Origin of the sequence: Streptococcus rubneri (assembly GCF_004785935.1) — a bacterium.
Taxonomy (GTDB): domain Bacteria; phylum Bacillota; class Bacilli; order Lactobacillales; family Streptococcaceae; genus Streptococcus; species Streptococcus rubneri.
This window is the reverse complement of record NZ_SRRP01000001.1, coordinates 1,432,324-1,445,393: the sequence shown is the minus strand read 5'-3', so window position 1 is coordinate 1,445,393 and position 13,070 is coordinate 1,432,324. Positions and strand designations below refer to the sequence as shown.

Sequence of the window (13,070 nt, the reverse complement as noted above, 5' to 3'; positions counted from 1 at the left end):
TTAATAATCCTGTATAATCAAAAGAGAATAATTTTTAGGGAGAAAATGTGTTATTTAAGAGGATGAGTAGAAAGTCCTGGAAGGGAGAGAGGATTACACGATTTAAATTGGTCAAAGCTGGGAAAATTTGGATGCGTGTTGCGTGCTCAAATATTACTTTTTTCCAACAGCTAGGGAAAGAAGGAGCTCCGACCTTGTCGTTTGTCAGATCAGGTCAAATGGCTCTCACGAGGGGATTGATTACTACAGGCGCACTGCTTGGAGCAGTATCCATTTCTCAGCCTACATTTGCGGATCAAGAAGACAAACAAAGTTTCGGCTCAGATTTGGATTCAGAAATAGGGCTAGTTGGAAAAGATAGCTTAGTTTTAGCGATTGCCGATGATTCACTAACTAGTGAAAAAATCAACTCTTTGGCAAGTGAAGAGAACCTCTCTTCATTAGCAGGAACCTCTGTTTCAGTTATTCCGTTAATGGCTAGTTCAGAAGCATCTACTTCGATAAGTTCAACCTCTTTATCAGAATCACTCTTAACGGAACCTTCTCCTATCCAATTGAATCAGCAAGAGGAAGAACTTAAGAAGTTAGCACAGGATATTTATACGTATATTGACCAAGCTAAAGCTCTAGAAGATGGAAAGGAAACAGTGTCCTTTGGGAAGCAGGCCTTGGAGGCTATTCGTTATCAATTGGCGAATCCTTCAGCTGAAGAAAGTCAAGTCGTGGAGCAAGCTAAGACTGCCCGAAATCGTCTGGTCAATCTTGTCCTGCGTGCTACTTCAGGAAGACGTGATTCTCGAAATGGGTATGCAATAGGCTCTGATCAAATGTTGCGAGCACCATTTGTTATGAGTGGGCCTGGCAATGGGCACCTCATTACGGCTTATAATTCAGATCCAGTGAGACTCCAGTATATTGTTCGGGAGCGAAATGGTGGTGTTGTCTTAACCTTTATGGGCTATGCCCCAAATAGTGAGCGGGTAGATGGTGTCTTGGTGCCGAATGCTACTTTGAAGACACCCTTTGCTCCCATGCTGATTGAGGGGAAAGTGGGAGACACAGAGGTTGTGGAACCAGGGGAAACATATACGATTACCGTTCGTTTTACCAACGCTCACAACCAGTTTATAGACCGTTCTTTCCGAATTAAAGTATTGCCTCAAAATGATGGGATTCGAAATCCTATTGTTGCTGTGAAGTCAAACACGCAAGTATCTGATCTTTCTCGTTTGACTGATACAGAAAAAGAAGAAGTGTGGCAAAAGTTTAAGGCTGTGAACCCTCGTCTCATATCTTCTAGGGATTTTAAGTCCTATTCGGTTTCAGCAACTGGAGAAGTTACCGTTGTTTTCAAAGATAATACGACAAATACTGTAATCGTTCCTTTGACAGAAGATCCTCGTGTTCGCTCTCTTTCTATGAGTGTTTCTTCGAGTCTGTCCAAGGTTGAAAGTGCATCTAGATTGGAGTCTGAGTCAAAGGAAATATTTGAGTCGAAGAGTTTGTCTGAATCTAAGTGGCTCAGTGATTCTCTGTCTAACTCGAGTGCTATCTCTGCAAGTGATAGCCGTTCTAGTTCAATATCGGAAAGCGAATCAGAAGAAAAATCAATCTCCTTATCAGAAGAGGCCTCCTCATCGCTTTCAGAATTAGAGTCTCAGTCAGAGAGTGTCTTAGAGTCAGAAGAAATCTCTACCTCTTTAAGTGAGTCTGCGTCAGACTCCGTTTCAGAATCACAATCAGTGAGTGCTTCAGAATCAGAAGGAGTGTCAACATCCCTAAGTGAGTCTGCGTCAGACTCCGTTTCAGAATCCCACTCAGTGAGTGCTTCAGAATCAGAAGAAAGGTCCAGCTCCTTGAGCGAGTCCGCTTCAGATTCCGTATCAGAATTCCAATCGATTAGTGTGTCAGAGTCAGCAGAAACATCTACTTCACTGAGTGAGTCTGCTTCAGATTCCGTGTCTGAATCTCAATCAACAAGTGCTTCTGAATCAGAAGAGACGTCCACCTCCTTGAGTGAATCAGCGTCAGAATCCGTATCAGCATCCCACTCAGTGAGCGCTTCTGAATCAGAAGAAACGTCCACATCCTTGAGAGAATCAGAGAGCGCTTCAGAGTCAGAAGAAAGGTCCAGCTCCTTGAGCGAGTCTGCCTCAGAATTAGTATCAGCATCCCAATCAGAGAGCGCTTCAGAGTCAGAAGAAAGGTCCAGCTCCTTGAGCGAGTCTGTCTCAGAATTAGTTTCAGAATCCCACTCAGTGAGCGCCTCAGAATCAGAAGAAATATCCACCTCCTTGAGCGAGTCGGCTTCAGATTCCGTCTCAGAATTCCAATCGGAGAGCGCTTCAGAGTCAGAAGAAAGGTCCAGCTCCTTGAGCGAGTCCGCTTCAGATTCCGTATCAGAATTCCAATCAGAGAGCGCTTCAGAGTCAGAAGAAAGGTCCAGCTCCTTGAGCGAGTCTGTCTCAGAATTAGTCTCAGAATCCCACTCAGTGAGCGCTTCAGAATCAGAAGAAGCGTCAATTTCACTAAGTGAGTCGGCATCAGAATCTGTGTCAGAATCCCAATCAGTGAGCTCTTCAGAATCAGAAGAAGTGTCAACTTCCCTAAGTGAATCTGTTTCAGATTCTGTATCAGCATCTCAATCAGAGAGTGCCTCAGAATCGGAAGAAATTTCTACTTCAATGAGTGAATCAGCGTCAGCGTCAGTATCAGAATCCCACTCAGTGAGCGCGTCTGAATCAGCAGAAACGTCCACATCCCTAAGTGCTTCTGCTTCAGATTCTGTCTCTGCATCCCAATCAGAGAGTGCGTCAGAGTCAGAAGAAGCGTCCACATCCCTAAGTGATTCTGCTTCAGATTCTGTATCAGAATCTCAATCAGTGAGTGCCTCAGAGTCACAAGAAACATCTACATCCTTGAGTGAATCGGCGTCAGACTCCGTTTCAGAATCCCACTCAGTGAGCGCTTCAGAATCAGAAGAAGTGTCAACATCCCTAAGTGAATCTGTTTCAGATTCTGTATCAGAATCCCAATCAGAGAGTGCGTCAGAATCAGAAGAAGCGTCAACATCCTTAAGTGAATCTGTTTCAGATTCTGTATCAGCATCCCAATCAACAAGTGCTTCTGAATCAGAAGAAACGTCCACATCCTTGAGAGAATCAGCGAGTGCGTCAGAATCAGAAGAAGTGTCAACTTCCCTAAGTGAATCTGTTTCAGATTCTGTATCAGCATCCCAATCAGTGAGCGTGTCTGAATCAGAAGAAACATCCACATCCTTGAGCGAATCAGCGTCAGAGTCCGTGTCTGAATCTCAATCAACAAGTGCTTCTGAATCAGAAGAAACGTCCACATCCTTGAGTGAGTCCGTCTCAGAATCCCAATCCCAATCAGAGAACGCTTCAGAGTCAGAAGAAAGGTCCAGCTCCTTGAGCGCCTCGGAATCAGAAGAAGTGTCAACATCCCTAAGTGAATCAGCGTCAGTCTCAGAATCCCACTCAGTGAGCGTGTCTGAATCAGCAGAAACGTCCACCTCATTAAGTGAATCAGCGTCCGTCTCAGAATCCCACTCAGTGAGCGTGTCTGAATCAGCAGAAACGTCCACCTCATTAAGTGAATCAGCGTCAGAATCTGTATCAGAATCACAATCAGTGAGTGCGTCTGAATCAGAAGAAACATCAACATCCTTAAGTGACTCTGCGTCAGAGTCCGTTTCAGACTCCCACTCAGTGAGCGCCTCAGAATCAGAAGAAACATCAACATCCTTAAGTGACTCTGCGTCAGAGTCCGTTTCAGACTCCCACTCAGTGAGCGCGTCTAAGTCAGAAGAAACATCCACATCCTTGAGCGAGTCTGCCTCGGAATCCGTTTTAGAATCACAATCAGTGAGCGAATCTGCCTCGGCATCCGTCTCCGAATCTTTATCCGAATCGGTATTGATGTCACAAATACTCCCTGTTTCCGAATCTGTTTCATCCAGTGTCTCATTGTCTGAAACTCGTTCACATTCAAGCCTATCTTCAGATTCGATCTCAGCGAGTGGATTGGCATCGACAAGTGTTTTCGTTTCTCAAAAAGAATCAAGGCATTCTTCAACTTCCTGGATCCCATCAGAGTCTATGGTCTCTTTACAAAGAAACAGTCAAGCAAAAGGAACACTTCCAGAGACTGGCATGGTCCCTTCAAAAGGTCATTTCCTTGCAGGAATAGCTGCTCTCTTTGCAGGTTTAACATCACTAGGTCATCGGAAAAAAGAAGAAAAATAGTCCTGTAATCAGACTGGAAAATGGTGCCATTCCAGATTACTAAGTACCAGCAAATCCTAAGATGGATCTGCTGGTTTTTTAATGGAGAAATTAGCTCTAGTGAGAGGATGAGAAATACGAAATTAGTTAAAGAATATGTTATAATGAATGAGGATGCACTTGTTCGGGAAATCGGTGCAAAAGTGATTAACTAGTGGTCTGAAAGTTAGTCACTTTGCAGCTCATCGAAGAATGCAAGTGCAGAAACTTTTAATAAACAAGTAGTGGAAAAAGAAGAGGCAAGAGATGAAAATCCATTTTACAAATCTATTTGGGCAATCTTCCAGAAGTGTAGCCTTAATGGCCCAGAATGATATTATGAAAATTGTCCGAGAACTTGGAGTCAATGAGCTTGGCATCTACTTTTATGATCAAACAGATGAATCATGGGGAGAGCTGAATTCTCGCATGGATGGCATCCTAGCCGGAGTTTCTTTTGGGGATATTGTATTCGTTCAATCTCCATCTTGGAATGGGATAGAATGGGACTCTCACCTAGTTCATAAGTTAGAGAGTCTTCAAGTAAAACTAGTGACCTTTATCCACGATGTGCCCCCACTCATGTTTGAAGAAAGTAACTATTATCTCATGCCGGCCTATATCGAGATGTATAATAAGAGTGACGTGGTAGTAGTGCCATCAGAGCAAATGTACCACAAGCTAGTGGCAGAAGGATTGACAGTTAAGAAATACGTTGTTCAAAAAATGTGGGATTTGACGCATCAATTAGACTTATATAGTCCACAGTTTGAGAGAAAACTGATTTTCTCTGGGAAACCTTCTCGTTTCCCTCATATCCTTGGTTGGAAGTACGATACACCTCTTCATGTCTATGCAGAAAGAGAAGATGGGGTTGACTATTCTAAAGTTCAACTGGAGGGATGGCGAACCCAACAAGAATTATTGTTGGAGCTTTCAAAGGGAGGCTTTGGCTTGGTATGGGGGAACTCTGAGAATCCTGCTGATGAGCGCGATTACTACAAGGGAAATATCTCTTACAAACTATCGACCTATTTAGCAGCGGGCTTACCAGTGGTTGTCCCTGATTATCTTTCGAATGCCGATTATATCCGCGAGAAAGGTCTTGGATTTGTAGTCTCTAGCCTGGAAGAGGCCAATCAAGTAGTGAAAGACTGTACAGCAGAACATTATCATCAGATGGCTCAGCAAGCCAAATATACGTCATTCTTAATTCGAAATGGTTATTTTACAAAAAAATTATTCGTCGATGCGATGATGACCTTGAATGAATGATAAAAAACTGAATGGTGGAAATATCAGTGAGTTAAAATTAAGTTCTTCAGATCCGATTCTGATGGACTTTTTTGATGGAAACATCCGATTTCTCAAGATAAAATAGGGAGAGAAAGAATCCAATTTCAAAAAGTGGTAAATGATTTCAGGAAAAGCTAAAATATGGTAAAATAAAAGAAGAATTAGTGTCTTTGATAGACCCTTTGTTTCATTGTAACAAAAGGATTTTTAGAAGATTCTAATAAGTCCGGAGAAAGAAAAATTATTTAAATTAACATGATGAAACGATCAGAAGTTGGGAAACGATTTTGTTGGACGATTTTATTCGTCTTTATTTATGTGTTTGGTAGTAAAATTGCATTGCCATTTGTTGATTTGTCACGAGCGCTTAATGTGAATGAAACCACTGCGACGGGCCTGCAACTATCCAGTGCCATTATGGGAGGAAATTTACGAGGAATGTCGATTTTTTCAATCGGCCTTTCTCCTTGGATGTCTTCGATGATTTTGTGGCGGATGTTTACCGTATCCAAACGCTTTAATCTCGAAAAGACCAGTGCAGATATTGTAGAGCGACGAAAAATGTATCTAACCTTGGTACTCGCCTTGGTCCAAGCCTTGGCTGTTTCCATGTATTTACCTCTACAAACCAGTCTAGATTCAGCACTTGTGATTGCTGTCAACACGATGATTATGATTGCAGGCACCTTCTTTTTAGTCTGGCTCTCAGATTTAAATGCCGCGCTCGGTTTGGGGAATTCAGTCGTTATCATGATGGCTGGGATGGTGATGTATCTGCCAGAGGATATTATGCGAACCTTATCTAAAATTGATATTCCAACTTATTGGTATACAATTGGTCTCTTTCTCATCTTAGTTTTTGTTTTTACAGCCGTCTTGATCGAGTATGCTCGGTATCGCATTCCAGTTAATAAGCTTGGGATTCACAACAACCTAAAAAGTTATACGTTTTTAGATATTAAGCTAAATCCAGCTGGAGGGATGCCGTTTATGTATGCCATGACCTTGGTATCGATTCCACAGTATGTGCTGTTGTTGGTTCTCTCAATGGATTCAAATGCTAAGTGGGCTGCTAAGCTTGCGAAAGAATTGGTGATGGGTGAGCCTGTCTGGATCCTCCTCTACGTGTTCATGATTGCCCTCTTGTCCTTTGCATTTTCTTTTGTCAATGTCAATGGAGAGGAAATCGCTGAAAAAATGATGAAAAATTCAGAGTATATCGATTCGGTTTATCCTGGTCCAGATACTCGAAAATTTATTAATAGGATTGTGTTACGCCTAACTGTTTTTGGGACCCTCTACCTCATTCTTTTTACTGCCCTACCGTTTTCAGTTTTACTTTGGGATAAGGACTTATTGCGCTTAACAATGATTCCAGGCACCTTCCTTATGTTTGTCGGAATGATATACAACATTCGGGAAGAGATTCATGCTCTCCAAGTAAATCAACGATATACAAGACTATTCTAGGAGTTATCATGTATTACTTTATACCAGCTTGGTACGGGTCAGAAAGGACCTGGCATAGCACCACCATCCCTTGGTACTGGATGAAGGATTCAATCGAGTTTGATGATACCATTAACCAGGTGCGCGTCTTCCAAGATGCAGGGATAGAGCGGAAGTTACTGATTCCACATTATGCTCCGCAACTACGCTATTTTTTACACCGTCAAGATTTGTTAGAAACAGACTATCTTTCTGTCTTTGATCACTTGCAGGGGGTCTCTCCAGATCAGGAAATGATGCCTGTCCAGATTGAGGATTTAGAGTGGCCTTCAGAGACCACTTTTGCCTACACCCCTTTTCAGGTAGTGGCTTTTCGTCGAGGGGAGATGATTGCAAAAATTGATGTGGGTGTAGATGGCAATATCCTCTCTATTACTCGCCTCAAGGATGGAGAGATTGCCTTCATTGAATATTTAGATGATCGTGGCTTCATTTCTAGTGCTATTTATTATAAAAGTGGGCATCCTTATTTCCAAGAGTATCTCAGTGTAGACGGAACTTGGGTTCTACGTGAAATGCTGACGGAAGATAATCATTCGGTTTTTGTGAATGAGCATGTTCAATCCTTATTTAAGAAAGAAGTCTACTCGGAAATCAAAGAAGTCATCATGGAGAAAATGAAGTTCCTGCTTGGGACCATCGTACCTCAGCAAGATCAAGCAGTTTTTGCAGCTCATCCTGCCAACTTGCCCTTCTTGCAAGAATTAGGATTTGGAGTTAAAAAAGTTCTGTCTTTTTATGGAAAACGCCAGCCCTTGTCTCCAGATGATTCCCTACTTCATTTTTGCTTAAAGGATGTCAAGTTGATTGTCACAGATAGTGAACAGACAAAAGAAGCCATTCTTGAACTTTCTCCAACCTTGCAGTCAAAAGTCCACCGGGTGACCTCTTTTGACTCTCGTTTACGATTAGGAAATAGTCAGGAACGCAAAGAATCAAAAATCTTTTTCTATGTGGGAGAAGACGGTTTTCTATCGAAAAAGCTCCTAAAGAATTTGCTGGAAATCTTGGCTAAGAACTCCTTGTTTGAGCTTGTTTTTGCCTTTTACAGTGCATCTGAAAATCATGTGCTTACCTTAAGAAGTCAATTAAATCAATTGATAAAAGAAGAGATTGCCTTAGCTTCAGTGCAACTAACAGTCACAGAGCAGGAACTTGGGGAGAATAAGATCCAGGATGATGAGTTAGCTGTAGAAGCGCCAGAATATCGTTATACAGTGAAGAACTTCTTTAATGAGAATGATATTATCAAGGAGTTGGAACAGACCCGCTTGATTGTAGACCTTAATGATGAACCAAATCTTTATACACAAATTGCGGGGATCTCAGCGGGGATTCCTCAGGTCAATCGAACCAAGACGGAATTCGTTGATCATCTAAAGAATGGCTATATCATATCCAAAGAAGGAGAATTAGAGAAGGCTTTGAAACACTACTTAACAACCTTGAAACCCTGGAACGAAGCTCTGGTTTACTCTGTCGATAAAATTCAAGAGTATACGGGTCCGCGTTTGATAGCCAAGTGGGAAGGATGGATGAAAGAATAGTATGGACAAACAGTCAAAAACAAGTCATATTCTTCAAATTGGTTCAGAAAATTGGCTGGAACAAGTAGAGATTCCAGAAGAAATGGGGTGGCATTATTTTTCAGGCCAAGATTTGCCCTCTTTAAAAGAGTATATGGAAGAGCAGGAAATCCAAAAATTCAAAGCCTTGCTACTAGATCGACCTGAAGATTTGTTGGCTCTAAAGGATCAGATGGACTTTTTTCAACCCTATACCATTTTTTACAATCACCATTTCCAACAAGAAGCCTTTCCGGAAGAAGTGAAGGAGTTGCTTCGGTTGAAACAGGTTAGGGCTTGGGATTTTTCAGACAAATCCCGTTTTCTTTATCAAGTCACTCGTTTCCTTTATGATGGTCAGTATGGGGATGCTTTTACGGCCTATGATATCCGCATTCGTCCTGATTTTCCAGGCTCGCAGACAGTTTTGGGGAAACACCTCTTGCAGCTGAAGGGGGCTTTCGGGAAAGATTTTACTCCCTTGGCTCAGTGGGTTTATAACTATGTTTACGATGGGATCACTCCTATTAATTTATGGTTAGAGTATGAAAAAGAGCCCTCTTGCCAACTTCAATTGCGCATTCAATTCTTCCAAAGTGGGGGCATTAGTGAGCTTGTAAAAGAGATTGTCTACTCTGAGGAAGACCTAAAAGAGCCAATCTTGTTGGATGATTTTGAGCGATATTATCTGTCCTTTTGTCTGGAAGCAAAAGGAGAAGGGGAGTTGAAGATTGGGGCCTTACACAAGCGTTTTTCTCATGGTCCATTCGGAGAAATGACCATTGGAGCTCAAACACTTCGGGACAGCAAGCGTCAGGAAATCTTTGCCTACTTCCATCCAGGAGACCTGAAACCACCTTTAAATATTTATTTTTCAGGGTATCGTCCGGCAGAAGGGTTTGAAGGATTTGTCATGATGCGAAGAATGGGAAGTCCCTTTATTCTCTTCTCAGATCCGCGCTTAGAGGGTGGCTCCTTCTATATGGGCTCTCAAGAACTAGAAGACCAAATAGTTGCTTACATTGATCAGCATCTAGACTGGTTAGGATTCGGTCCAAAAGAGATGAATTTTTCAGGACTTTCTATGGGAACCTTTGGAGCTTTGTACTATGGGGCCTCCTACTCGCCTCATGCCATTTTAGTTGGGAAACCGATTATTAATCTTGGGGATGTGGCAGCTAATTTGAAATTCAAACGCCCTGATGAGTTTGGGACGTCCTTAGATATGATGCAGTTGCTTGTCGGACAAGTCTCAAGGGAGGGCATTGATTTATTGAACCAACGATTTTGGAATCGTTTCAATCAAGCGGATTTGAAGGATACTATTCTGGCCTTGGCCTATATGAGAGATGATGACTATGATCAACTGGCCTACCCGAAAATTTTGGAAGCCCTCTATGATTACCCTGTGCGGATCATTAGTTCTAGTCGACCTGGTCGACACAATGATGCCACTGCACCGATTGTTGAATGGTTTTTAACCCAATACAAAGAAATCATGGAAAGAGATTTTGGAAGGATCGAATGATAACTATTAAACAACAAGAAGCCAGACGGCATTATTGGGGGCCCTTGTCTTCAGCAGACTATTTATGGGGATCGCTTATCCAAGGCTTTGCGAGGGATAAGGTTGTTTTTAAGAACCCCTTGATGCCTTCTGGTCAAATTTTAAAGACCTGGAAATCAATGAGCAATTTCAGCGACAATCGTTTGGCTCCTAGTCTTCCTCTCTTAAAAAGAGGTCAATCTTATGTATTAGATGTGAGCATGACTTCTACGCCTTCTCATACAGTGATGGTGGAGATTGTTTTTCAAGATCGTTTTGGTGTGGCTGTCAAACGTCAGGTAGCATCAGATGGGAGCTTGGCTTTTGTTTATCCAGAGAATGCCTACGCCTACGAAGTGCATCTCCTTAGCGCTGGCATGCAAGAATTTGTTTTTCATTATTTCACTATTACACCCAATTCGTCTGAGGGAGCAGAGGTTCTCGCATAGACGAACCAGACTGCTAGTAAAAGAGGATCACATTGGATTATTTTAAATTAAGAAAAATTAAAAAGATCTTGAAGGAAGTGAATAGCTGGAAAGATCATATGGCCCAATTAACGGATCTCCAATTGCAAGAAAAAACTATAGAGTTTCGTCAACGATTGGCCCAAGGAGAAACTCTGGATGATTTATTGCCAGAAGCCTTTGCGGTAGCTCGAGAAGCTGACCAACGGGTTTTAGGAATGTTTCCCTATGATGTTCAAGTCATGGGAGGGATCGTCCTCCACCAGGGGAATGTCGCAGAGATGAATACCGGTGAGGGGAAAACCCTAACAGCGACCATGCCAGTTTATCTAAATGCTCTAGAAGGCAAGGGAGTGATGGTGATCACGACCAACACCTATTTGGCTACACGGGATGCTGAAGAAATGGGGCAGGTCTATCGTTTTCTAGGTTTGAGCGTTGGGGTGCCTTTGAAGGCTTCTGAAGATGAAGAGCTACCTGCAGATGTTAAGCGCGAAATCTATCGTTCAGATGTGGTGTATACCACTAATACCAGCTTGGGATTTGATTACTTGACAGAAAATTTGACAGCTTCGGTAGATGGACAGTTCTTAGCAGACTTCAATTATGCCCTCGTGGATGAAATTGATTCTGTTCTCTTGGATAGTGCTCAAACGCCTTTGATTATTTCAGGTTCTCCTCGTGTTCAATCCAATCTCTATGGAATTATTGATACCTTGATTCAAACATTCAAAGAAGGGGAAGATTATAAGTTTGACGAAGATAAAAAGCGTGTTTGGTTAACACAAAAAGGAGCTAAATCAGCCGAATCCTTTTTAGCCATTCAAAACCTTTACGACCCTCAGCACAGGGATTTAGTCCGTCATATTAGTTTGGCTCTCCAAGCTAATAAAAACTATACCCGTGACAAGGACTATGTCATCCATCCTAATGCAAGAGGGGAGATGGAAGTCGTTCTCTTGGATCAGGCAACCGGTCGTCTCATGGAAATGACCCGTCTGCAAGGGGGACTTCACCAAGCTATTGAGGCCAAGGAAGGTCTTAGTTTAACGCAGGAGACCCGGGCTATGGCCTCCATCACCTATCAAAATCTATTCAAGATGTTTCGTAAGCTTGGAGGAATGACGGGGACAGGGAAGGTGGCAGAAGCCGAGTTTTTGGATACCTATGCCATGTCCGTCATCAAAATTCCGACTAACCGAAAAAAAATCCGAAAGGATTTGCCGGATGAGATCTATCAGACCCTGCCTGAAAAAGTGTTTGCATCCTTAGAATACGTCAAAGAAGTCCATGAAAAAGGCAATCCAATCTTAGTTTTTGCTGGTTCCGTTGAGATGTCCATCCTTTATTCCAATCTTCTATTGCGGGAGGGCATTGCACACAACCTCTTGAATGCCAATAATGCTCCTCGGGAGGCCCAAATCATTTCAGAATCTGGCCAAATGGGAGCAGTGACTGTAGCAACCTCCATGGCTGGTCGAGGAACCGATATTAAGTTGGGGTCTGGAGTGGCTGAACTAGGAGGGCTAGTAGTTGTCGGGACCGAACGGATGATGAACCAACGGATTGACTTGCAGATTCGAGGCCGTTCGGGTCGCCAAGGAGATCCTGGACGGACCAAATTCTTTGTCTCTTTGGAAGATGACTTGATGAAAAACTGGGGGCCAGATTGGATTCAGGATACTTACCATGACTATGATGTAGACGAGCGAATTGGTGCCACTAAGCCGTTGACCAAACGAAAATATAAGAATCTGGTAGAACGGGCTCAAAATGCAAGTGAAAGTTCGGGTCAGGCCAGTCGTCGCATGACGCTCGAATTTGCAGAAAGTATGAATATTCAGCGGGATATCATCTACAAGGAACGTGACCGCTTGATTAAGCAAGAAGGGCGTTTGGATGAAATTGTCGAACAGGTAGTTCGAGAAGTCTTTGTGAGAGTGGCAAAGAATAAAGATTACATAGAACCCATTGCTTTTTATCGTTATATTTTGGACAATGTGAGCTATCAGGTAGACCCGCAGACAGCCCATCAATCATTCCGTTCTAAAAAAACCAAGGCAAACTTCTTATGGGAAATTGCTCAAAGAGAGTTGGAAGCAAAATATGAGATTTTGGGGACCGATGAAGTAATTGCTCAATTCCAGCGGATGGCTATTTTAAAGGCCATCGATGAAAACTGGGTCGAACAGGTCGATTATCTGCAGCAACTTCGAGCTGCTTTGTCTGGTCAATATGCTAGCCAAAAGAATCCATTAGTTGAGTTTTTCCAGGAAGCCTATCAATCCTTTGAGCGGATGAAGGCTTTGTCTAAAGAACAGATGGTTCGTAATCTTTTACTCAGCCGGGTAGAAATCAATAAAAAAGGGGAAATTGTATTGCATTTCCCATAATAAGAGGAAGT

10 protein-coding genes and 1 pseudogene are annotated in these 13,070 nt (G+C 42.5%); 7 read left to right on the top strand and 4 right to left on the bottom strand.

All coding sequences use genetic code 11. The features are described from left to right. Positions 1-62: 62 nt before the first annotated feature. Positions 63-1,364 (top strand): annotated as a pseudogene (locus E5S68_RS10850) (LPXTG cell wall anchor domain-containing protein); the annotation flags it as partial. Positions 1,365-1,969: 605 nt separating this feature from the next. On the opposite strand, the gene E5S68_RS10540 reads toward E5S68_RS10850, so the two are convergent. From E5S68_RS10540 to E5S68_RS10525, 4 genes are all read right to left on the bottom strand, one after another. Then, positions 1,970-2,290: a hypothetical protein gene (locus tag E5S68_RS10540; protein WP_167470838.1), complete on the bottom strand. Its 321-nt coding sequence runs from the start codon at positions 2,288-2,290 to the stop codon at positions 1,970-1,972. Between the two features lie 351 nt (positions 2,291-2,641). Next, on the bottom strand, positions 2,642-2,836 hold the full coding sequence (locus E5S68_RS10535; protein WP_167470837.1) for a hypothetical protein: 195 nt from the start codon (positions 2,834-2,836) through the stop codon (positions 2,642-2,644). Between the two features lie 39 nt (positions 2,837-2,875). Continuing rightward, positions 2,876-3,274, bottom strand: coding sequence for a hypothetical protein (locus E5S68_RS10530; protein WP_167470836.1), 399 nt, complete (start codon positions 3,272-3,274; stop codon positions 2,876-2,878). A 39-nt stretch (positions 3,275-3,313) separates the two neighbouring features. Further along, positions 3,314-3,838 carry a hypothetical protein gene (locus E5S68_RS10525; RefSeq protein ID WP_167470835.1) on the bottom strand — a complete coding sequence of 175 codons (525 nt, stop codon included), beginning with the start codon at positions 3,836-3,838 and terminating at the stop codon, positions 3,314-3,316. Between the two features lie 712 nt (positions 3,839-4,550). Between E5S68_RS10525 and E5S68_RS07200 the strand changes: the two genes are divergently transcribed. From E5S68_RS07200 to secA2, 6 genes are all read left to right on the top strand, one after another. Then, complete coding sequence (locus E5S68_RS07200) at positions 4,551-5,558, top strand: sugar transferase (RefSeq protein ID WP_135782932.1); 1,008 nt, start codon at positions 4,551-4,553, stop codon at positions 5,556-5,558. Positions 5,559-5,834: 276 nt separating this feature from the next. Continuing rightward, positions 5,835-7,049 (top strand): accessory Sec system protein translocase subunit SecY2, encoded by a 1,215-nt coding sequence (gene secY2 / locus E5S68_RS07195; RefSeq protein WP_135782931.1) that lies wholly within the window; start codon positions 5,835-5,837, stop codon positions 7,047-7,049. A gap of 8 nt (positions 7,050-7,057) precedes the next feature. Beyond that, positions 7,058-8,635: an accessory Sec system protein Asp1 gene (gene asp1 / locus E5S68_RS07190; RefSeq protein ID WP_135782930.1), complete on the top strand. Its 1,578-nt coding sequence runs from the start codon at positions 7,058-7,060 to the stop codon at positions 8,633-8,635. Between the two features lies 1 nt (position 8,636). Continuing rightward, positions 8,637-10,181: an accessory Sec system protein Asp2 gene (gene asp2 / locus E5S68_RS07185; RefSeq protein ID WP_135782929.1), complete on the top strand. Its 1,545-nt coding sequence runs from the start codon at positions 8,637-8,639 to the stop codon at positions 10,179-10,181. Beyond that, positions 10,178-10,648, top strand: a complete 471-nt coding sequence (gene asp3 / locus E5S68_RS07180) for an accessory Sec system protein Asp3 (protein WP_135782928.1) — start codon at positions 10,178-10,180, stop codon at positions 10,646-10,648. The genes asp2 and asp3 overlap by 4 nt, the downstream gene beginning before the upstream one ends. A 26-nt stretch (positions 10,649-10,674) precedes the next feature. Further along, the gene (gene secA2, locus E5S68_RS07175) at positions 10,675-13,059 is read left to right on the top strand and encodes an accessory Sec system translocase SecA2 (protein WP_200773496.1); all 2,385 of its coding nucleotides are present in this window, start codon (positions 10,675-10,677) and stop codon (positions 13,057-13,059) included. Positions 13,060-13,070 lie beyond the last annotated feature (11 nt).